Source organism: Enterobacter sp. 200527-13, assembly GCF_027924865.1.
GTDB classification, from domain to species: Bacteria; Pseudomonadota; Gammaproteobacteria; order Enterobacterales; family Enterobacteriaceae; genus Enterobacter; species Enterobacter ludwigii.
Map to the genome: position 1 here is coordinate 160,895 of NZ_BSCM01000006.1, position 19,591 is coordinate 180,485.

A 19,591-nucleotide genomic window follows, 5' to 3' on the forward strand; every position below is an offset into this window, starting at 1 on the left:
ATGCGCTACGTTGATGAATATCGCGCGCCTGAGCAGGTGATGCAGCTGATTGAACATCTGAAAACACGGGCGGCACGGCTGAGCTATACCGCCGAAAAGCCGCTGCGTATTATGGAAGTCTGCGGCGGGCATACGCATGCCATCTTTAAATTTGGCCTCGACCAGCTTCTGCCGGAAAACATCGAGTTTATCCATGGCCCCGGCTGCCCGGTGTGCGTCCTGCCGATGGGACGCATCGACGCCTGCCTTGAGATAGCCCACCAGCCTGACGTGATTTTCTGTACCTTTGGCGATGCGATGCGCGTGCCGGGCAAAAACGGCTCGCTGCTGCAGGCAAAAGCCCGGGGCGCGGATATCAGGATCGTGTACTCGCCGATGGACGCCCTGACGTTGGCCACCCATAACCCCGGTCGCAAGGTCGTCTTTTTCGGGCTTGGTTTTGAAACCACCATGCCCGCCACGGCCATCACGCTGCAGCAGGCCAAAGCCCGCAACATTGATAACTTTTTCTTTTTTTGCCAGCACATTACGCTCATCCCGACGTTACGCAGTCTGCTTGAAGAGCCGGACAACGGAATTGACGCTTTTCTGGCGCCGGGCCATGTCAGCATGGTTATCGGGACGTCGGCCTACGGCTTTATCGCTGAACAGTTCGAACGGCCTTTAGTGGTGGCTGGTTTCGAACCTCTTGATCTACTGCAAGGCGTGACCATGCTGGTTGAGCAGAAAATAGCAGCCCAGAGTGCAGTAGAAAATCAGTACCGCCGTGTCGTCCCCGACAGTGGAAATGTGGTGGCCCAGCAGGCGATAGCCGAGGTATTTAGCGTCGAGGGCGACAGCGAATGGCGTGGTCTGGGGCTGATTGCAGAGTCTGGCGTGCGCCTGACGCCAGCCTACCGGTCGTTCGACGCCGAAGCCCACTTCCGCCCGCAGCCGCAACAGGTGTGTGACGACCCGCGGGCCCGCTGTGGCGAAGTGCTCACCGGCAAATGCAAACCCCATCACTGCCCGTTATTTGGCAACACCTGTAACCCGCAAACGGCTTTTGGCGCGCTGATGGTCTCTTCCGAAGGGGCGTGTGCCGCGTGGTATCAGTATCGCAATCAGGAGTCTGAAGCATGAATACGGTTGAAATGGCACACGGCAGCGGCGGCCTGGCGATGCAGCAGCTGATTAACCGTCTGTTTATGGACGCGTTTGATAACCCCTGGCTGGCGGAACAGGAGGATCAGGCCCGCATTGACCTCTCCACCCTGACCGCGCAGGGCGACAGGCTGGCCTTTTCCACCGACAGCTACGTGATTGACCCGCTGTTCTTCCCGGGCGGCGATATCGGCAAGCTCGCGGTCTGCGGCACGGCAAATGACGTGGCCGTCAGCGGCGCTGTTCCGCGCTTTCTCTCCTGCGGCTTTATCCTTGAAGAGGGGCTGCCGATGGAGACGCTCTCTGCGGTCGTCAGCAGCATGGCGCACACGGCACGCGAGGCGGGTATCGCCATCGTCACCGGCGACACCAAAGTGGTCCAGCGTGGCGCAGCCGACAAACTGTTCATCAATACCGCCGGCATGGGGGCGATCCCTGCCGACATTCACTGGGGCGCGCAGCAGCTTGCCGTCGGCGACGTGCTGATCGTCAGCGGATCGCTGGGCTGCCACGGGGCGACGATCCTGAACCTGCGTGAAGGCCTGGGGCTGGACGGAGAATTACGCAGTGATTGCGCGGTACTGACCCCGCTTATCCAGACCCTGCGTTCCCTTCCAGGCGTGAAAGCCCTGCGCGATGCGACACGCGGCGGGGTTAACGCCGTGGTACATGAGTTCGCGGCACGCTGCGGTCTGGGTATTGAACTCACTGAACGCGCGCTGCCCGTTAAGCCTGCCGTTCGCGGCTTGTGCGAACTCCTCGGGCTCGACCCGCTAAACTTTGCGAATGAAGGCAAGCTGGTCATTGGCGTGGAGCGCGCGGCGGCCGAATCCGTACTCGAACAGCTGCGGGCACATCCTTTCGGGAAAGAGGCCGCGCTGATTGGTGAAGTGGTTGAGCGCAAAGGGGTGCGCCTGACCGGGCTGTATGGCGTCAAGCGGACGCTGGATCTGCCGCACGCGGAACCTTTACCCCGCATTTGCTAGAACCGCGCCAAAAGCGGTCAGCACTGACTTTCTCTTTTTTGCCAGTTTCTATTGGAAAGCAATATGCCGTATACACCGATGAGCGATCTTGGACAGCAGGGCCTGTTTGACATTACGCGCACACTTTTACAGCAGCCCGATCTTGGCGCGCTGAGCGATGCCCTGACGCGGCTGGTCAGGCAATCAGCGCTGGCAGACAGCGCCGCAATTGTGCTCTGGCATAGCGCAAGCCATCGCGCGAGCTACTATTCAACGCGCGACAATGGCAAAGCGTTTGAGTACGAGGATGAAACCTACCTCGCTCATGGTCCTGTCCGGCGTATTCTTTCCCGCCCGGAGGCGCTGCACTGCAATTTTGAGGAATTTCGCGAGGCGTGGCCGATGCTGGCGCAGAGTCAGTTATACCCGCCTTTCGGCCATTACAGCCTGCTGCCACTGGCGGTGGAAGGGCATATCTTCGGCGGCTGCGAGTTTATTCGTCACACCGACCAGCCGTGGAGCGAGGCGGAATACGAGCGTCTGCACACCTTTACCCAGATTGTGGCCGTGGTCGCGGAGCAAATTCAAAGCCGCGTCACCAATAATGTGGATTACGACCTGCTGAGCCGCGAACGTGACAATTTCCGGATCCTGGTGGCCATCACCAACGCGGTGCTTTCGCGCCTCGATATGGATGAGCTGGTCAGCGAAGTCTCAAAAGAGATCCACCACTATTTCAAAATCGACGCCATCAGTATTGCGCTCCGGGGGCACCGGAAAGGCAAGCTGAACATCTACTCCACCCACTATCTTGATGAGGCAAACCCCGCCCACGAACAGAGTGAAGTGGATGAGGCGGGCACGCTCTCTGAGCGGGTATTTAAAAGCAAAGAGATCCTGCTGCTCAATCTCAACGAGCAGGATGCGCTCGCGCCTTATGAGCGGATGCTGTTTAACACCTGGGGGAATAAAATCCAGACGCTGTGCCTGCTACCGCTGATGTCCGGCAATACTATGCTTGGTGTCCTGAAGCTGGCGCAGTGTGAAGAGGGCGTCTTTACCACCGCCAACCTGAAACTGCTGCGCCAGATTGCCGAGCGTATCTCCATCGCACTGGATAACGCGCTGGCCTATCAGGAGATCCACCGTCTGAAAGAACGGCTGGTGGATGAAAACCTGGCGCTGACGGAACAGCTCAATAACGTGGACAGCGAGTTTGGCGAAATCATCGGCCGCAGCGATGCCATGTACAGCGTGCTGAAACAGGTGGAGATGGTGGCGCAAAGTGACAGTACGGTGCTGATCCTCGGTGAAACCGGCACCGGTAAAGAGCTGATTGCCCGTGCGATCCACAACCTCAGCAACCGTAACAGCCGCCGCATGGTGAAGATGAACTGCGCTGCTATGCCCGCAGGCCTGCTGGAAAGCGATCTCTTTGGCCACGAACGCGGCGCGTTTACCGGTGCCAGCAGCCAGCGCCTGGGCCGTTTCGAGCTGGCGGACAAAAGCTCGTTGTTCCTTGATGAAGTGGGTGACATGCCTCTGGAGTTGCAGCCCAAACTGCTTCGCGTCCTGCAGGAGCAGGAGTTTGAACGTCTTGGCAGTAACAAACTTATCCAGACTGACGTGCGGCTCATTGCCGCCACCAACCGCGACCTGAAAAAAATGGTCGCCGACCGCGAGTTTCGAAGCGACCTCTATTATCGCCTGAACGTCTTCCCAATCTGCCTGCCGCCCCTGCGTGAACGGCCGGAAGATATCCCTCTGCTGGTCAAAGCGTTTACCGCCAAAATAGCCCGCCGGATGGGCCGCAACATCGACAGTATCCCCGCCGAGACGCTACGTACCCTCTCCTCGATGGAGTGGCCGGGTAACGTCCGTGAACTGGAAAACGTCATTGAACGTGCGGTATTGCTGACGCGCGGTAACGTACTGCAACTCTCCCTGCCCGAAGTTTCCCTGCCCGAAACCCCGGTTACAGCCACCGACGTGGCGCAGGAAGGTGAAGACGAATATCAGTTGATCATGCGCGTGCTGAAAGAAACTAACGGTGTCGTGGCCGGACCGAAAGGTGCCGCCCAGCGACTGGGGCTAAAACGCACCACGCTGCTCTCGCGCATGAAACGTCTCGGGATTGATAAAGAGAGCCTGGTGTAGCGTCATTCTGGCTGAGATCCCGCATGCAGGCGTTGGGATACGGTTGTCAGCGAAGCGCCTGAACGGTTACTTTTTCGGGCGATACTTTTCCGGTAATTCCGGCACCGGGCGACGGTCATCCATCAGGTGGCGTACCGTCAGGATGGGATGACGCCATAACATGCGTGGGCCAGCCCAGCGCATCACCTGCTTCATCTCTTCGCGCCTGGCAGGCTGATAGCAGTGAACAGGGCACTGTTTACAGGCGGGTTTTTCCTCACCAAAAACGCATTTATCCAGGCGCTTATTGGCATACGCTTTCAGCGCCTGATAATACCCCTCTTCCTGCGAAGCCTGGGGACACTGTGTTTCATACAGCGCGATCATTTTCGCGATCGTCGCTTTCTCACGTGCAATGCGTTTTCCGGACATAACGGCTCACCAGACAATAAAGTGCATTTATAATACGCCTTTCAGCTACTGATTTCAGGTGTTGCATTCTGTTTTCTGAAGGCTGATTCCAGTATTAAGCCCACGCCTGCAGTAAATCACTGGTATTTTATACAGCACCAGGAATGACCCTTGTCCATGTTGTCCGGAGGCCGTATGCACGAGATCGCTATCACCAAATCCTATCGTCATTTGAAAGTGGGGTATTTCAGAAAGCGTCATGAAGACCGTAACACCAAGATACCCAAACGCTACAGCGTGCATGCGGCGCTGAGCTTAAAGGGCGACTGGCTTGAAAAAGCGGGGTTTACCACCCATTCGCAGGTCAGAGTGGGGGTTGAGCATGGAAAAATTGTCATTGAGTTAGTGCAGGAAGGCACCTCGTAAAGCCGCGACATTTTTCTGCGCCGTACCTTTTTTTCATGCGACAATAGAAGGAACTAACGGCCACTGAGCCGCCCAAAGCGTATTATTTTCAAAGAAATGGACATCATAACTCCATGAGCACAATCGACAATTTCGACGCACATACGCCTATGATGCAGCAGTACCTGAAGCTGAAAGCACAGCATCCGGAAATCTTGTTGTTCTACCGTATGGGCGATTTTTACGAGCTATTTTATGACGATGCCAGACGTGCGTCGCAGCTGCTCGACATCTCGCTGACCCGGCGTGGCGCATCTGCAGGCGAGCCCATTCCCATGGCCGGTATTCCGCATCACGCGGTAGAAAACTACCTTGCGAAACTGGTGAATCAGGGTGAGTCAGTCGCCATCTGCGAACAGATCGGCGATCCGGCAACCTCAAAAGGGCCGGTTGAGCGCAAAGTCGTGCGCATCGTCACGCCTGGTACGATCAGCGACGAAGCCCTGCTGCAGGAGCGCCAGGATAACCTGCTGGCGGCACTGTGGCAGGACGGCAAAGGTTTCGGTTATGCGACGCTGGATATCAGCTCCGGACGTTTTCGTCTGAGTGAACCGGCAGATCGTGAAACGATGGCGGCTGAATTACAGCGCACGAACCCGGCAGAACTGCTCTATGCCGAAGATTTTGCCGAGATGGCGCTGATTGAAGGCCGCCGCGGTCTGCGCCGTCGTCCGCTGTGGGAGTTCGAAATTGATACCGCGCGCCAGCAGTTGAATCTGCAGTTTGGCACCCGCGATCTGATTGGCTTTGGTGTGGAAAATGCCCCGCGCGGACTGTGTGCCGCGGGTTGCCTGCTGCAGTACGTCAAAGATACCCAGCGCACCACCCTGCCGCATATCCGCTCGATCACGATGGAGCGGCAGCAGGACAGCATCATTATGGATGCCGCGACGCGTCGTAATCTGGAGATCACCCAGAATCTGGCCGGAGGCATGGAAAACACCCTCGCTTCCGTCCTCGACAGCACGGTGACGCCGATGGGCAGCCGTATGTTAAAACGCTGGCTGCATATGCCCATTCGCGATACCGGCACGCTTACCTGTCGTCAGCAGACGATTGCCGCGTTGCAGGATCGCTACAGTGAACTGCAGCCCGTGCTGCGTCAGGTCGGCGATCTGGAGCGTATTCTTGCGCGTCTGGCGCTGCGTACGGCACGTCCGCGCGACCTCGCCCGCATGCGTCATGCCTTCCAGCAGTTGCCAGAATTGCGCAGCCTGCTCGCCGATGTGGATAGCGCGCCGGTGCAGAAACTGCGTGAAACCATGGGTGAATTTAGCGAGCTGCGCGAGCTGCTCGAACGCGCCATTATTGACGCCCCTCCGGTTCTGGTGCGTGACGGCGGCGTAATTGCCCCGGGCTACAACGAAGAGCTGGATGAATGGCGTGCGCTGGCCGACGGTGCCACGGACTACCTGGATAAGCTGGAAATTCGCGAGCGCGAACGCCTTGGGCTCGATACCCTCAAAGTGGGCTATAACGCGGTTCACGGTTACTACATTCAGATCAGCCGTGGACAAAGCCATCTGGCCCCCATCCACTACGTGCGCCGCCAGACGCTGAAAAACGCTGAGCGTTACATTATCCCTGAACTGAAAGAGTATGAGGACAAAGTTCTCACCTCGAAAGGCAAGGCGCTGGCGCTGGAGAAACAGCTGTATGAAGAGCTGTTCGACATGCTGATGCCGCACCTTGCAGACCTGCAGTCAAGCGCCAGCGCGCTGGCAGAGTTGGACGTGCTGGTCAACCTGGCAGAACGCGCTGAAACGCTGAACTACACCTGCCCGACCTTTACCGATAAACCCGGTATTCGTATTACCGAAGGCCGTCATCCGGTTGTGGAACGGGTGCTGAACGAGCCGTTCATCGCCAACCCGCTAAGCCTGTCGCCACAGAGAAGAATGCTGATCATTACCGGTCCAAACATGGGCGGTAAAAGTACCTATATGCGCCAGACGGCGCTTATCGCTCTGCTCGCCTATATCGGCAGCTACGTTCCTGCGCAAAAAGTGGAGATTGGCCCTATCGACCGTATCTTTACCCGTGTCGGGGCAGCGGACGATCTGGCCAGCGGCCGCTCAACCTTTATGGTGGAGATGACCGAAACCGCCAATATTCTGCATAACGCGACCGAATACAGCCTGGTGTTGATGGACGAAGTCGGGCGCGGAACATCAACCTATGATGGTCTGTCACTGGCATGGGCCTGCGCTGAAAACCTTGCCAATAAGATCAAGGCAATGACGCTGTTCGCAACCCACTATTTCGAGCTGACACAGTTGCCAGAAAAGATGGAAGGCGTGGCAAACGTCCACCTCGATGCGCTGGAACACGGCGATACCATCGCCTTTATGCACACCGTACAGGATGGTGCCGCGAGCAAGAGCTATGGCCTGGCCGTGGCCGCGCTGGCGGGGGTTCCAAAAGAGGTGATCAAACGTGCGCGCCAGAAATTGCGTGAGCTGGAGAGCCTGTCACCGAATGCCGCGGCCACGCAGATTGATGGTACGCAAATGTCGTTGCTAGCCCCGGCAGAAGAGACGTCACCGGCCGTTGAGGCGCTGGAAAATCTCGATCCGGACTCGCTCACGCCGCGTCAGGCGCTGGAGTGGATTTATCGCCTGAAAAGCCTGGTGTAGTCTGCACCCGGTGGCGCAATGCTTACCGGGTCTGCCGGGAAGTAGCGGTATCTGAAACACACAGGCCGGGTAAGGCGAAACCGCCACCCGGCTTTTTTTAGCGCTTATCGTCGGCCAGTAACGGCGGGATCGTCGGCACCTGTGGTGCGTCATCGATATCCTTCTGCGTCATGCGAAACGCTTGCGGATAATGATCGCGGTGGGTCCGGCGTAGCGGCTCCGTGTCACGCCAGGTATACAGACAATGCTGGCACTGATAGACAGTCCAGACCCCTTTCAACGGTGATGTTGCCATCACCTCAATATGCTCATCAGCACAACGTGGACATATCATCTTTTCCTCCTTATTGGCGTGCAGCCAGCATCGCAGTCAGTTTTTCGGCCCAGGCCTTGGTTTCAGGTAAATCCTGCACCGGCTGGCTGAAGTGGCCCCGGTTGTCGGGTGCAACAGGCGTGGTGGCATCAATAATCAGTTTGTCGGTAATGCCTGCCGGGCTGGAGCCCGGGTCCAGTTCAAGTACCGACATATTCGACAACTGCACCAGATCGCCCGCCGGGTTCACCTTCGAGGACAGCGCCCACATCACCTGCGGCAGGTTGAACGGGTCAACGTCTTCATCCACCATAATCACCATCTTCACGTAGCCCAGGCCGTGCGGCGTGGTCATAGCACGTAAGCCGACTGCGCGGGCAAAGCCACCGTAGCGTTTTTTGGTGGAGATAATCGCCAGCAAACCGTGGGTATACATGGCATTGACCGCCTGCACTTCCGGAAATTCTGCTTTCAGCTGCTGGTAGAGCGGTACACAGGTAGCCGGGCCCATCAGGTAGTCAATTTCGGTCCACGGCATGCCGAGGTAGAGGGATTCAAAAATGGGTTTTGTGCGGTAAGACACTTTATCAATACGCACCACCGTCATGTTACGGCCACCAGAGTAGTGCCCGGTAAACTCACCAAAGGGTCCTTCGATTTCGCGCTTGCGGCCTTCAATCACCCCTTCCAGAATGACTTCAGATCCCCACGGTACATCAAAGCCGGTCAGCGGTGCCGTCGCAATGGGATAGGGGCTTTCGCGCAGCGCACCGGCCATCTCATACTCAGATTGATCGTATTTCAGCGGCGTCGCGCCCATAAGTGTAATAATCGGATCATTGCCAAGCGTAATCGCGACCGGCAGATCTTCACCGCGCTCTTCCGCTTTATGCAGATGCAGGGCGATATCGTGCATCGGAACCGGTTGCAGACCCAGCTTGCGTTTTCCCTTCACTTCCATGCGATAGATACCGACGTTCTGCTTGCCGAAGTTATCCGCATCAAGCGGATCGCGCGAAACGACGCACGCTTTGTCGAGGTAAAAACCGCCGTCACCGTCGTTCAGACGGAACAGCGGCAGGATGTCGAAAAGGTTAATGCCTTCACCCTCCACCGTATTTTGAGCCCAGGCGGGATCTGCACGGCGCTCTGGTGTGACGGGGAATTTATCCCAGCGGCGAATAAACTCATCAATCTGTTTTTTAACGGGGGTGTTCGCGGGCAGTCCCATTGAAATGGCGTGATTCTGCCAGGAACCAATGGTGTTCATTACCACCCGGGCATCGGTAAACCCGCGAATATTATCGAACCACAGCGCCGGTGCGCCGTCACCAATACGGCCTGTGGCATTGGCTGCCGCGGCCAGGTCCGGTTCTGCATTCACCTCTTCTTCAATTTTCAGCAGTTGCCCTTGCTCTTCGAGCGCCTGCAGGAAGCTTCTCAAATCATCAAATGCCATCTTTATTCTCCTGTGAAAAATGTTTTGCTTCCCGCAACCCGTTCCAGCGGCGCGCTTTTTTGTGCTCCAGACCAAACTGGTCGAGCACGCGGGTCACAATGTGATGGGTGATATCGTCGGCGGTCTGCGGGTGGTTGTAATACGCGGGCATCGGCGGCACCATTGCCACGCCCATACGGGACAGTGCGAGCATATTCTCGAGATGAATGGTGCTGAGCGGGGTTTCACGAGGAACCAGCACCAGTTTGCGCCCCTCTTTCAGCACCACATCTGCCGCACGGCCCACCAGTCCTTCGGCGTAGCCTGCGCGAATGCCTGCCAGGGTTTTCATACTGCAGGGAATGACGATCATGCCGTCGGTGCGAAACGAGCCGGATGAGATAGTGGCAGCCTGATCGGCCGGGCTATGGACAACATCGGCCAGCGCAGCCACATCCTGTGCGGTGTAGAGTGTCTCCAGCTCAATGGTGGTTTTCGCCCATTTCGACATGACCAGATGGGTCTCCACCTCCGGCATGTCACGTAATGCCTGCAGCAACGCTACGCCCAGCGGCGCGCCCGTTGCGCCCGTCATTCCAACTATCAATCTCATTCAGCACCTCAATGAATTCGTTCGTGTACGAACATGTTAAGTACGTTACTCCCGGATCCTGTTTCTGACAATATTGTTCGTACACGATCACATTAATTGCTAAAAATTGCCGCGTTAAAATCCTGGGCAAGAGCGGCTATCATAGGGAGAGAATTTTTCGTCGGAGTGTTCATGGAACTGAGACAAGAGGCGTTTCACCTGTTACGCCAGCTTTTTCAACAGCATACTGCCCGTTGGCAACATGCATTGCCGGAACTGACCAAACCGCAGTACGCGGTATTGCGGTCTATTGCCGAAAATCCGGGGATTGAGCAAGTTGCTCTGACAGAAGTGGCGGTCAGCACAAAGGCGACGCTCGCGGAGATGCTGAGCCGCATGGAGGCGCGTGGACTGGTAAAACGCGAGCACGATCCGGCGGACAAGCGCCGTCGTTTCGTCTTCCTGACGCCGGAAGGTGAAGCGCTGCTTGCCAGCTGTAAACCGCTCGGCAATGACGTGGATGAGGCGTTTTTAGGGCGGCTGAGCAACGACGAGCGGGCGCAATTCTCCGCACTCGTCAAAAAAATGATGCGCGACTAGTTAACCCGGGTGCGCATAAAATCGATAAAGGTGCGCACTTTCGCGGGCACATGCGGGGCATCGGGATAAACCGCATAGATGCCCTGCCGCGCAAAGGTATATTCCGGTAAAACCGACACCAGCGTGCCGTCATCAAGCGCATGGCGCACCAGCCACGCCGGCAACAGCGCCACACCGCATCCCGCGACCGCAAAGGCCATCAGCGCCTGAGCACTGTCCGCAAACAAACGCGGTGCTTTTTTAATTTCCAGCGTGGCAGGCTCACCGCTGGCATCGTTCACCTGCCAGCGCAGCGGCGAGGCTAAGCGCTCATGAATAATCCAGTCAGCTTTCGCCAGCTGTTCAAGCGATTCTACAGGATGGTTACGCAGCCAGCCGGGCGTCGCTACGGGGAAAATAGTGAACTGCGTTATCAGTGCCGCGTGATAGCGTGAATCGGCAAGGGTTCCCAGCCGGATGGCGACATCAAAGCGCTCTGAAATCAAATCGGCATGCAGTGAAGACGAAACGTGACGCACGCGAAGGTCCGGGTGTTGCTGGCTAAACTCAGCCAGTAACGGGACCACAACCTGCGAGCCGTACTCCGGTGTGGTGGTGATCCGCAACTCCCCCGTGAGACCTGCATGGTTTGCACGGACGTCGTCCTTCAGGCGTTCCGCGTCCTTTAAAAGCGCGACGCTCCGTTGATGGAAAAGCCTCCCCGCCTCGGTTAACGTCAGTCGACGGGTGGAACGCAGCAACAGGGTGACACCCAGTTCATCTTCCAGCTGGCGGATATTGAAGCTGACCACCGCTTTTGTCAGCCCCATTGCCTCTGCTGCGGCGGTGAAACTCCCGGTATCTGCGACGGCGACAAACATCGCGGTACGCTGCAAATTAATCATGGTCAGCCCTATTACTGTCAAAAATTTTTTGACAGTATATCGCGCTTTATAACGTTTATCCGTACCTCCCTGCCCGATACGATACGCCCCTCACTGGAGGTGCCGCCATGTCGTATCGCAGCAAAGTCGCCGTTGTCTATCTACTGGGCTTTTTTCTTGATTTAATTAATATGTTTATCGCCAGCGTCGCTTTTCCGGCAATGGCTCAGGCGTTCAACGCCACGCCCTCATCGCTTGCCTGGGTCAGTAACGGCTATATTGCCGGTCTGACACTCGTCATCCCCTTCAGCACCCTGCTGACGCGCAGGCTCGGGCCGAAGCATGTGATTCTGCTTTCGCTTTTTCTCTTTAGCGCCGCCTCCGTTGCGGCAGGTTTGTCGTCCTCACTTGAGAGCCTGATTGCCTGGCGAGTGCTGCAGGGCATGGGAGGGGGTTTACTGATCCCGGTCGGACAGGCGCTGACCTGGCAAAAGTTTAAACCCCATGAGCGTGCCAGGCTCTCCTCAGCGGTCATGCTGGTTGCATTGCTTGCGCCTGCATGCTCACCCGCCGTGGGGGGAGTGCTGGTTCAGGCACTCAGCTGGCGATGGATATTTTTTGCCACAACGCCTGTCGCCGCCGTGACGTTTTTCCTGGCCTGCGTGTGGCTTAAGAATGAGAGGCCCCCCGTGAAAGCGAGCAGGCTGTTAAACCTGCCCCTGCTGGCCGACCCGCTGCTGCGTTTTTCCATGCTTGTCTATTTGTGCGTACCCGGCATGTTTATTGGGGTGAACGTCACGGGGATGTATTATCTTCAGAGCGAGGCGCACATGACACCTGCCGCAACGGGGATGCTGATGCTGCCATGGTCTCTGGCCTCGTTTATGGCGATCACCGCGACCGGACGTTATTTTAACCGCGTGGGTCCCCGGCCTCTCATTGTCGTGGGTTGCCTGTTACAGGCGCTGGGCGTTTTACTGCTGCTTAACGTCAGCCCGACTACCACAGTGTTGTTACCTGGCGTCGCGTTTACGTTAATGGGCGCGGGCGGCAGTCTTTGCAGCAGTACGGCGCAAAGCAGCGCATTTTTGACGACGGCGCGCGACGATATGCCTGACGCCAGCGCGCTATGGAATCTTAATCGTCAGATCAGTTTTTTTGCCGGGGCATTCCTGCTCTCGCAGGTGCTGAACCTGACACTGGCGTTTTTCACGCCGCTCACCGCATGGCACGGGATGTTTAGTGTTGCTGCGGCCATCACATTACTGCCCGTCGTGTACGTCTTTCGTCTTAACAACACGCAGGTGCTTTCAGAGGTGCAACAGGAGAAACCATGACCCATTTCGAACAGGACATTATCGACGTTCACGTTAAGCTGGAGAACTGGTTGGGTAAGGGCGAAGGGGATGTTGACGCCCTGCTCGCCCACTTTCAGCCGGATTTTATGATGCTCACCCCAGGTGGCGTCCATTTTGACTATAACGCGCTTGTCGGTTTCCTGGACCTTCAGCGCGGCAGCCGTCCTGGTCTGGAGATTGTTCTTGATGAGATAACGACGCTACAGACGTGGGCCAACGGCGCAGTGCTTCACTACCGGGAAACGCAAACTCGCCCGGATCAGCCCGTCAATGTGCGCTGGTCAACCGCCGTGCTCAATCAGAAGGATGGCAAGATAACGTGGCGTTTGCTGCACGAAACGGCACAACCGTAACGCAAAAGAAAAAGGCCCGTCTCACGACGGGCCTTTTTTGATGAAAGATTGCTTATTCGCGGAACAGCGCTTCGATATTCAGACCTTGTCCCTGCAGGATTTCACGCAGGCGACGCAGACCTTCAACCTGAATCTGACGAACACGTTCACGGGTCAGGCCAATTTCGCGGCCGACATCTTCCAGTGTTGCAGCTTCATACCCCAGTAAACCGAAACGACGTGCCAGCACTTCACGCTGTTTGGCGTTCAGTTCGAACAGCCATTTGACGATGCTCTGTTTCATGTCATCGTCCTGCGTGGTGTCTTCCGGACCGTTGTCTTTTTCATCGGCCAGGATGTCCAGCAGCGCTTTTTCGGAGTCGCCACCCAACGGGGTGTCAACGGAGGTAATGCGCTCGTTGAGACGCAGCATACGGCTTACGTCATCAACCGGTTTATCAAGTTGTTCGGCGATCTCTTCCGCGCTTGGCTCGTGGTCCAGTTTATGGGACAACTCGCGCGCAGTACGCAGATAAACGTTCAACTCTTTGACGATGTGAATCGGCAGGCGAATCGTACGGGTTTGGTTCATAATCGCCCGTTCGATGGTCTGACGAATCCACCAGGTCGCGTAGGTTGAGAAACGGAACCCGCGTTCCGGGTCAAACTTCTCAACTGCGCGGATGAGACCTAAGTTGCCCTCTTCAATCAGATCCAGCAGAGCCAGACCTCGATTGCCGTAACGACGGGCAATTTTCACGACCAGACGCAAGTTACTTTCAATCATGCGACGGCGCGAGGCAACATCACCACGCAAAGCACGACGTGCGAAATAGACTTCTTCTTCGGCCGTTAACAGTGGGGAGTAACCAATCTCCCCAAGGTAAAGCTGAGTCGCGTCCAGTACACGCTGTGTGGCGCCCTGCGATAACAGCTCTTCTTCAGCCAAATCGTTATCACTGGGTTCCTCTTCTACTAAGGCTTTTTCATCAAAAGCCTCTGCTCCGTTCTCATCAAATTCCGCATCTTCATTTAAATCATGAACTTTCAGCGTATTCTGACTCATAAGGTGGCTCCTACCCGTGATCCCTGAACGAGACACCCTGGCTGGCATGCCCCGTCAACTTATCGCTGCGGCAAATACTGCAGCGGGTTTACGGATTTCCCCTTGTAACGAATTTCAAAATGCAAGCGTGTAGAACTGGTGCCGGTGCTACCCATGGTAGCGATTTTTTGCCCCGCCTTAACTTCTTGTTGTTCCCGGACCAGCATTGTGTCGTTATGGGCGTAGGCACTCAGGTAATCATCGTTATGTTTGATGATAATAAGATTACCGTAACCGCGCAGAGCGTTACCGGCATATACAACACGACCGTCTGCGGTCGCGATAATAGCCTGTCCCTTATTCCCTGCGATATCGATCCCTTTATTTCCTCCCTCGGAGGAAGAGAAGTTTTCGATAACCTTGCCGTCAGTTGGCCAGCGCCATGCAGAAATTGGCGAACTGGAGGTCATACTGCTGGCAGTCGGTTCAGTAGAGCTAACCACAGGTGCCGTAGTCGGTGCTGTGACAACAGTCGCAGTCCCTTTATTATTCGGCAACATTTTGTTAGCAGTCTGATCACCTGAATCCTCAGAATACGTAATTACCGGTTGTGAAGCAACCACCGTGGTGGATTTTTGTGCAGGCTTAACGCTGTTATTTTGCGCAGTGACATCGGCCGCTGAAACGGTGTTGCCAGGCGTGAGCGGCGTACCCGTCGCATTGCCCACCTGGAGCGTCTGGCCGACTTCCAGACCATACGGGGCCTGGACGTTATTACGCTGCGCCAGGTCACGGAAATCGTTCCCGGTGATCCACGCAATATAGAACAGCGTGTCGCCGCGTTTTACGGTATAGGTGCTCCCACCGGTATAGCTACCTTTCGGAATGTTCCCATACTGGCGGTTATACACTATGCGGCCATTTTGAGTCTGCACAGGGTGTTCCACTGGCTGAACCTGTGTTGGCTGCGTAACAGGAGGCTGCATTGGCTGAATGGGCGGATTTTGTTGTGCCGCAGCAGTGCCCATTTTAGGCGGAGGGGTGATCAACATTCCGCTGGACGTGTTACCCGAGCTGCTGGATCCCCCCACGGAACTGACGGGCGCAGGTGCATTATTAGAACTTGTACAGCCTGCCAGCCAGAGCGAAACCAGTGATAATGCCGCAACACGGCTGATGGTGAATTTAGGGCTTCCCGCGCTCATTTATCCCCCAGGAATGTGTTAACTACCAGTGACTTAAAATTTACCGTGATGACACGAATCTTTCGCGCCAAACCATACGCTGAATTTGCCTTAATAACCCTGGATAATTCTGAGTCTCAGGCCAACTCCCCCTTTACCAGAGGAACAAAGCGCACAGCTTCCACGGTATCGATAATAAACTCGCCGCCACGCCGACGAACGCGCTTCAGGAGCTGTTGCTCGTCCCCGACAGGCAGAACAAGAATGCCGCCTTCATCCAGCTGCGATAACAGAGCAGCGGGAATTTCAGGTGGAGCAGCCGTCACGATGATCGCGTCAAACGGGGCGCGTGCCTGCCAACCCTGCCATCCATCACCGTGTCGTGTCGAAACGTTATGTAAATCAAGTTGTTTCAGGCGACGACGCGCCTGCCACTGCAAACCTTTAATACGCTCAACGGAGCAAACATGGTGCACCAGATGCGCCAGGATCGCGGTTTGGTACCCCGACCCGGTGCCAATTTCCAGCACGCGCGAATGGGGCGTGAGCTCCAGCAGCTCCGTCATACGCGCCACCATGTAAGGCTGTGAAATCGTCTGACCCTGCCCGATAGGCAGCGCCACGTTTTCCCACGCTTTGTGTTCAAACGCCTCGTCTACAAATTTCTCACGCGGCACCTGGGCGAGCGCGTCGAGCACATGCTCGTCGCGGATCCCCTGAGCGCGTAGCTGTTCCAGAAGAGTTTGTACACGTTTGCTTACCATTGCGCGTTCACTCCTGCGCGATCCAGCCAACCCGACACCACATCATGCGCACTATACGCGGTTAAATCTACATGCAGCGGCGTAACCGAGACATATCCTTCATCAACGGCGGCAAAGTCGGTATCCGGTCCGGCGTCACACTTGTCGCCAGGAGGACCAATCCAGTAAAGCGTATTGCCACGCGGATCCTGCTGCGGGATCACCTGGTCAGCCGGGTGTCGGCTTCCGCAACGCGTTACGCGAATGCCTTTGATTTCACTCAGCGGCAGATCCGGCACGTTAATATTGAGGATGCGCCCGGTACGCAGCGGCTCGCGATTGAGCGCCCGCAGGAGAGAACAGGTCACCGCTGCCGCCGTGTCGTAGTGCGTGTGGCCGTTTAACGAAACGGCCAGTGCAGGGAACCCCAGATGGCGCCCTTCCATGGCGGCGGCCACGGTTCCGGAGTAAATCACATCGTCGCCAAGATTGGGCCCGGCGTTAATACCGGAGACGACGATGTCCGGGCGCGGGCGCATCAGCGCGTTCACGCCCAGAAAAACGCAGTCGGTCGGCGTGCCCATCTGGACGGCGATATCACCATTTTCAAAGGTAAAGGTGCGAAGCGACGACTCCAGCGTCAGAGAGTTAGACGCTCCACTGCGGTTACGATCGGGTGCCACGACCTGCACTTCCGCAAATTCGCGAAGGTGTTTCGCCAGGGTCTGTATACCCGGCGCATGGATCCCGTCATCGTTACTCAGCAATATTCGCATAATCACCCGACGTGTTGATAAGTTCCCTGACAACACTGGTGGCAAAGCTACCTGCCGGCAGCCAGAAGCGTAACTCGACGGTTACGTCGTCCCACCAGTTCCAGCTCAACTGTTGCGGATAGAGCAGCATCGCACGGCGTGCCGCCTCGACTTTTTCCCGCACCAGCAGTGTTTGTAATGCCTGCATATCAGCGACGGCAGACTGCTCAGCAGCCAGCGCATCGCCCTGCGTACCCCAGTCGCCCGTGCCGGGCAAGGCTGCGGTAATCATCAGCGTTTGAGTATCCACGCGCGACTGCACATCGGCCATTTCTTCAGCCGTTGCCACAAACCAGCTCCCGCGTCCCGCTAATTGTAGCGCATCGCCGACAACAACTTGATTCGCGTCCGGTTTTTTCAGCCGTTCGCTCACAATCTGATTAAACAACGCACTGCGGGCCGCCGACAACCAAAAACTGCGTTTATTCCTGTCGCGAACCGGGGCATCGCTTTGCGCCCAGCGCAGTGCGCCGAGCAGGTTGCTGCCGCCGATACCAAAGCGCTGTGCGCCAAAATAGTTTGGTACGCCGCACGCATTGATAGCGTTCAGGCGTTTTTCCACATCGTCACGGTCCGAAATCTCACGCAGTACCAGCGTAAAATGGTTGCCCTTCAACGCGCCCAGACGCAGTTTGCGCTTATGGCGTGCGTATTCCAGTACCTTACAGCCCTCAAGCTCAAATTTGCTTAAATCAGGCATCGTATTACCCGGCACGCGTGCGCAGAGCCACTGTTCGGTGACGGCGTGTTTATCTTTCTGCCCGGCAAAGCTCACTTCGCGGGCATGAATTTTGAGGAATTTTGCCAGCGCATCGGCCACAAAACGGGTATTGCAGCCATTTTTCAGAATGCGTACCAGGATATGTTCGCCTTCGCCATCCGGCGCGAATCCCAGGTCTTCCACCACAACAAAATCTTCAGGGCTGGCTTTCAGCAGCCCGTTCCCCTGCGGTTTACCGTGCAGCCAGGTCAGGTTGTCGAAGTCCGTCATTGGCTTGCCTTCACCAGCAGCGCCACGGCCTCACAGGCAATCCCTTCACCACGACCGGTAAAGCCCAGTTTCTCTGTCGTCGTCGCTTTGACGTTAACATCATCCATGTGGCAACCCAGATCTTCTGCAATGAACACGCGCATCTGCGGGATATGCGGCAGCATTTTGGGGGCCTGGGCAATGATCGTCACATCCACGTTGCCGAGGGTGTAGCCTTTCGCCTGAATACGACGCCAGGCTTCACGCAGCAGCGCACGGCTGTCCGCGCCTTTGAAGGCCGGGTCAGTGTCCGGGAACAGCTTACCGATATCGCCCAGTGCCGCAGCACCCAGCAATGCATCGGTCAGGGCATGTAATGCTACGTCGCCATCAGAATGCGCAAGCAGCCCTTTTTCATAAGGAATGCGTACGCCGCCAATGATAATTGGGCCTTCTCCGCCAAAGGCGTGTACATCAAAACCGTGTCCAATTCGCATTATGCCTTCTCCTGATGGGTCGAACGGGTAAGATAAAATTCCGCGAGCTGTAAATCTTCCGGACGCGTCACTTTTATATTATCAGCGCGTCCTTCAACCAGCTCAGGATGGAAACCGCAATACTCCAGCGCCGAGGCTTCGTCCGTGATGGTCGCACCTTCTTTAAGCGCACGCGTTAAGCAGTCGTGAAGTAATTCGCGGGGGAAAAATTGGGGGGTCAGCGCGTGCCATAAATCGACGCGCTCAACGGTGTGCGCGATAGCCTGCTTGCCCGGCTCAGCGCGCTTCATGGTGTCGCGTACAGGGGCGGCAAGAATACCGCCTACCCGGCTGGTTTCGCTAAGCGCCAGCAGGCGCGCAAGGTCATCCTGATGCAGGCACGGACGGGCAGCGTCATGGACCAGAACCCATGGTGCCTCACCGGCGGCCTGAATGCCCGCCAGCACGGAATCGGCACGCTCGGCGCCGCCGTCAACAACGGTAATCTGCGGATGATTTGCCAGCGGTAACTGCGCGAAACGCGCATCACCCGGGCTGATAGCGATAATCACGCGCGTCACCCGCGGATGCGCCAGCAGCGCCGCCACGGAATGTTCGAGGATCGTTTTATCGCCAATAGAGAGGTATTGCTTGGGACATTCTGTCTGCATGCGCCGGCCAAAACCCGCAGCCGGCACCACGGCGCATACGTCCGAAAAAGTTACTGCCATGTCGTAATCCTGGGCCTGATTATCGATTGTTTTGTGCTGAGCCCTGATTGCGTTTAGACGCATCCGGAACCAGACGATAAAAAGTTTCGCCCGGCTTAGTCATACTGAGTTCATTGCGTGCGCGTTCCTCAATCGCCTCTTGCCCGCCATTGAGGTCATCAATTTCAGCAAAGAGTTGATCGTTTCGCGCCTTAAGTTTGGCGTTTGTTGCCTGCTGAGCCGCGACGTCATCGCTTACCCGGCTATAGTCGTGCAGTCCGTTTTTACCGAACCACAGCGAATATTGTAGCCAGATCAGCAAAGCCAGCAACAGCAGCGTTAGTTTACCCATCCTGCCCCCTGAAAAACGGCATCATCATCCCAAAACGCCCCCAG

The 19,591-nt window shown here is 56.5% G+C and carries 21 protein-coding genes; 8 read left to right on the forward strand and 13 right to left on the reverse strand.

The window, feature by feature from the left end; all coding sequences use genetic code 11:
• The 3 genes from hypD (at position 1) to flhA (ending at position 4,265) form a co-directional block, all read left to right on the forward strand.
• Positions 1–1,122 (forward strand): hydrogenase formation protein HypD, encoded by a 1,122-nt coding sequence (hypD, locus tag QMG44_RS18530; RefSeq protein ID WP_086532166.1) that lies wholly within the window; start codon positions 1–3, stop codon positions 1,120–1,122.
• On the forward strand, positions 1,119–2,129 hold the full coding sequence (gene hypE, locus QMG44_RS18535) for a hydrogenase expression/formation protein HypE (protein ID WP_044865615.1): 1,011 nt from the start codon (positions 1,119–1,121) through the stop codon (positions 2,127–2,129). Before hypD ends, hypE begins: the two co-directional genes overlap by 4 nt.
• A 63-nt stretch (positions 2,130–2,192) precedes the next feature.
• A complete protein-coding gene (gene flhA, locus QMG44_RS18540) occupies positions 2,193–4,265 on the forward strand; it encodes a formate hydrogenlyase transcriptional activator FlhA (protein ID WP_020883827.1) in 2,073 nt (690 codons plus the stop codon).
• A gap of 66 nt (positions 4,266–4,331) precedes the next feature.
• Here the strand turns inward: flhA and QMG44_RS18545 are convergent, their stop codons facing one another.
• On the reverse strand, positions 4,332–4,676 hold the full coding sequence (locus QMG44_RS18545; RefSeq protein ID WP_086532165.1) for a nitrous oxide-stimulated promoter family protein: 345 nt from the start codon (positions 4,674–4,676) through the stop codon (positions 4,332–4,334).
• Between the two features lie 174 nt (positions 4,677–4,850).
• On the opposite strand from QMG44_RS18545, the gene QMG44_RS18550 reads away from it, so the two are divergent.
• Together QMG44_RS18550 and mutS are read left to right on the forward strand one after the other, a co-directional pair.
• Complete coding sequence (locus QMG44_RS18550; RefSeq protein ID WP_020883826.1) at positions 4,851–5,081, forward strand: SymE family type I addiction module toxin; 231 nt, start codon at positions 4,851–4,853, stop codon at positions 5,079–5,081.
• A 113-nt stretch (positions 5,082–5,194) separates the two neighbouring features.
• Complete coding sequence (gene mutS, locus QMG44_RS18555; protein WP_086532164.1) at positions 5,195–7,756, forward strand: DNA mismatch repair protein MutS; 2,562 nt, start codon at positions 5,195–5,197, stop codon at positions 7,754–7,756.
• 97 nt (positions 7,757–7,853) lie between these two features.
• On the opposite strand, the gene QMG44_RS18560 is transcribed toward mutS, so the two are convergent.
• Genes QMG44_RS18560 through QMG44_RS18570 form a run of 3 tightly spaced genes read right to left on the reverse strand, consistent with a single transcriptional unit; the run spans position 7,854 to position 10,120 of the window.
• Complete coding sequence (locus tag QMG44_RS18560) at positions 7,854–8,090, reverse strand: non-oxidative hydroxyarylic acid decarboxylases subunit D (protein ID WP_047356676.1); 237 nt, start codon at positions 8,088–8,090, stop codon at positions 7,854–7,856.
• Positions 8,091–8,100: 10 nt separating this feature from the next.
• The gene (locus QMG44_RS18565; RefSeq protein ID WP_063213991.1) at positions 8,101–9,528 is read right to left on the reverse strand and encodes a non-oxidative hydroxyarylic acid decarboxylases subunit C; all 1,428 of its coding nucleotides are present in this window, start codon (positions 9,526–9,528) and stop codon (positions 8,101–8,103) included.
• Positions 9,518–10,120: a non-oxidative hydroxyarylic acid decarboxylases subunit B gene (locus tag QMG44_RS18570; protein ID WP_086532163.1), complete on the reverse strand. Its 603-nt coding sequence runs from the start codon at positions 10,118–10,120 to the stop codon at positions 9,518–9,520. The genes QMG44_RS18565 and QMG44_RS18570 overlap by 11 nt, the downstream gene beginning before the upstream one ends.
• A gap of 171 nt (positions 10,121–10,291) precedes the next feature.
• Here QMG44_RS18570 and QMG44_RS18575 point away from each other — a divergent pair, with 171 nt between their 5' ends.
• A complete protein-coding gene (locus QMG44_RS18575; protein ID WP_020883824.1) occupies positions 10,292–10,699 on the forward strand; it encodes a MarR family winged helix-turn-helix transcriptional regulator in 408 nt (135 codons plus the stop codon).
• On the opposite strand, the gene QMG44_RS18580 is transcribed toward QMG44_RS18575, so the two are convergent.
• On the reverse strand, positions 10,696–11,583 hold the full coding sequence (locus tag QMG44_RS18580) for a LysR family transcriptional regulator (protein WP_073396493.1): 888 nt from the start codon (positions 11,581–11,583) through the stop codon (positions 10,696–10,698). The two genes, QMG44_RS18575 and QMG44_RS18580, sit on opposite strands and share 4 nt — an antisense overlap.
• 107 nt (positions 11,584–11,690) lie before the next feature.
• On the opposite strand from QMG44_RS18580, the gene QMG44_RS18585 reads away from it, so the two are divergent.
• Positions 11,691–12,899 carry an MFS transporter gene (locus QMG44_RS18585; RefSeq protein ID WP_086532162.1) on the forward strand — a complete coding sequence of 403 codons (1,209 nt, stop codon included), beginning with the start codon at positions 11,691–11,693 and terminating at the stop codon, positions 12,897–12,899.
• Complete coding sequence (locus QMG44_RS18590) at positions 12,896–13,273, forward strand: DUF4440 domain-containing protein (RefSeq protein ID WP_047743518.1); 378 nt, start codon at positions 12,896–12,898, stop codon at positions 13,271–13,273. Before QMG44_RS18585 ends, QMG44_RS18590 begins: the two co-directional genes overlap by 4 nt.
• Positions 13,274–13,325: 52 nt before the next feature.
• Here the strand turns inward: QMG44_RS18590 and rpoS are convergent, their stop codons facing one another.
• The 8 genes from rpoS to ftsB form a co-directional block, all read right to left on the reverse strand.
• Entirely contained in the window at positions 13,326–14,318 is a 993-nt protein-coding gene (gene rpoS, locus QMG44_RS18595) for an RNA polymerase sigma factor RpoS (RefSeq protein WP_013098493.1), read from the reverse strand.
• Between the two features lie 59 nt (positions 14,319–14,377).
• Positions 14,378–15,502 (reverse strand): murein hydrolase activator NlpD, encoded by a 1,125-nt coding sequence (gene nlpD / locus QMG44_RS18600; protein ID WP_020883821.1) that lies wholly within the window; start codon positions 15,500–15,502, stop codon positions 14,378–14,380.
• Between the two features lie 116 nt (positions 15,503–15,618).
• Positions 15,619–16,245: a protein-L-isoaspartate(D-aspartate) O-methyltransferase gene (locus QMG44_RS18605; RefSeq protein WP_020883820.1), complete on the reverse strand. Its 627-nt coding sequence runs from the start codon at positions 16,243–16,245 to the stop codon at positions 15,619–15,621.
• On the reverse strand, positions 16,239–17,000 hold the full coding sequence (surE, locus tag QMG44_RS18610; protein ID WP_020883819.1) for a 5'/3'-nucleotidase SurE: 762 nt from the start codon (positions 16,998–17,000) through the stop codon (positions 16,239–16,241). The genes QMG44_RS18605 and surE overlap by 7 nt, the downstream gene beginning before the upstream one ends.
• Positions 16,981–18,030 carry a tRNA pseudouridine(13) synthase TruD gene (gene truD, locus QMG44_RS18615; protein WP_014171393.1) on the reverse strand — a complete coding sequence of 350 codons (1,050 nt, stop codon included), beginning with the start codon at positions 18,028–18,030 and terminating at the stop codon, positions 16,981–16,983. The genes surE and truD overlap by 20 nt, the downstream gene beginning before the upstream one ends.
• Positions 18,027–18,506 (reverse strand): 2-C-methyl-D-erythritol 2,4-cyclodiphosphate synthase, encoded by a 480-nt coding sequence (ispF, locus tag QMG44_RS18620; protein ID WP_014171394.1) that lies wholly within the window; start codon positions 18,504–18,506, stop codon positions 18,027–18,029. Before ispF ends, truD begins: the two co-directional genes overlap by 4 nt.
• Entirely contained in the window at positions 18,506–19,216 is a 711-nt protein-coding gene (gene ispD / locus QMG44_RS18625; protein WP_040018909.1) for a 2-C-methyl-D-erythritol 4-phosphate cytidylyltransferase, read from the reverse strand. Before ispD ends, ispF begins: the two co-directional genes overlap by 1 nt.
• A gap of 19 nt (positions 19,217–19,235) precedes the next feature.
• Complete coding sequence (gene ftsB / locus QMG44_RS18630; protein WP_008499609.1) at positions 19,236–19,547, reverse strand: cell division protein FtsB; 312 nt, start codon at positions 19,545–19,547, stop codon at positions 19,236–19,238.
• Positions 19,548–19,591: the final 44 nt, after the last annotated feature.

What these genes read in the sequence shown, in the direction of transcription:
- truD (WP_014171393.1), bottom strand. Translation starts at nt 18,030, where the DNA reads ATGACGGACTTCGACAACCTGACCTGGCTGCACGGTAAACCGCAGGGG.
- mutS (WP_086532164.1), top strand. Translation starts at nt 5,195, where the DNA reads ATGAGCACAATCGACAATTTCGACGCACATACGCCTATGATGCAGCAG.
- QMG44_RS18585 (WP_086532162.1), top strand. Translation starts at nt 11,691, where the DNA reads ATGTCGTATCGCAGCAAAGTCGCCGTTGTCTATCTACTGGGCTTTTTT.
- QMG44_RS18560 (WP_047356676.1), bottom strand. Translation starts at nt 8,090, where the DNA reads ATGATATGTCCACGTTGTGCTGATGAGCATATTGAGGTGATGGCAACA.
- rpoS (WP_013098493.1), bottom strand. Translation starts at nt 14,318, where the DNA reads ATGAGTCAGAATACGCTGAAAGTTCATGATTTAAATGAAGATGCGGAA.
- QMG44_RS18545 (WP_086532165.1), bottom strand. Translation starts at nt 4,676, where the DNA reads ATGTCCGGAAAACGCATTGCACGTGAGAAAGCGACGATCGCGAAAATG.
- QMG44_RS18565 (WP_063213991.1), bottom strand. Translation starts at nt 9,528, where the DNA reads ATGGCATTTGATGATTTGAGAAGCTTCCTGCAGGCGCTCGAAGAGCAA.
- QMG44_RS18550 (WP_020883826.1), top strand. Translation starts at nt 4,851, where the DNA reads ATGCACGAGATCGCTATCACCAAATCCTATCGTCATTTGAAAGTGGGG.
- QMG44_RS18580 (WP_073396493.1), bottom strand. Translation starts at nt 11,583, where the DNA reads ATGATTAATTTGCAGCGTACCGCGATGTTTGTCGCCGTCGCAGATACC.
- QMG44_RS18605 (WP_020883820.1), bottom strand. Translation starts at nt 16,245, where the DNA reads ATGGTAAGCAAACGTGTACAAACTCTTCTGGAACAGCTACGCGCTCAG.
- hypE (WP_044865615.1), top strand. Translation starts at nt 1,119, where the DNA reads ATGAATACGGTTGAAATGGCACACGGCAGCGGCGGCCTGGCGATGCAG.
- ftsB (WP_008499609.1), bottom strand. Translation starts at nt 19,547, where the DNA reads ATGGGTAAACTAACGCTGCTGTTGCTGGCTTTGCTGATCTGGCTACAA.
- hypD (WP_086532166.1), top strand. Translation starts at nt 1, where the DNA reads ATGCGCTACGTTGATGAATATCGCGCGCCTGAGCAGGTGATGCAGCTG.
- QMG44_RS18590 (WP_047743518.1), top strand. Translation starts at nt 12,896, where the DNA reads ATGACCCATTTCGAACAGGACATTATCGACGTTCACGTTAAGCTGGAG.
- surE (WP_020883819.1), bottom strand. Translation starts at nt 17,000, where the DNA reads ATGCGAATATTGCTGAGTAACGATGACGGGATCCATGCGCCGGGTATA.
- ispD (WP_040018909.1), bottom strand. Translation starts at nt 19,216, where the DNA reads ATGGCAGTAACTTTTTCGGACGTATGCGCCGTGGTGCCGGCTGCGGGT.
- QMG44_RS18570 (WP_086532163.1), bottom strand. Translation starts at nt 10,120, where the DNA reads ATGAGATTGATAGTTGGAATGACGGGCGCAACGGGCGCGCCGCTGGGC.
- QMG44_RS18575 (WP_020883824.1), top strand. Translation starts at nt 10,292, where the DNA reads ATGGAACTGAGACAAGAGGCGTTTCACCTGTTACGCCAGCTTTTTCAA.
- ispF (WP_014171394.1), bottom strand. Translation starts at nt 18,506, where the DNA reads ATGCGAATTGGACACGGTTTTGATGTACACGCCTTTGGCGGAGAAGGC.
- flhA (WP_020883827.1), top strand. Translation starts at nt 2,193, where the DNA reads ATGCCGTATACACCGATGAGCGATCTTGGACAGCAGGGCCTGTTTGAC.
- nlpD (WP_020883821.1), bottom strand. Translation starts at nt 15,502, where the DNA reads ATGAGCGCGGGAAGCCCTAAATTCACCATCAGCCGTGTTGCGGCATTA.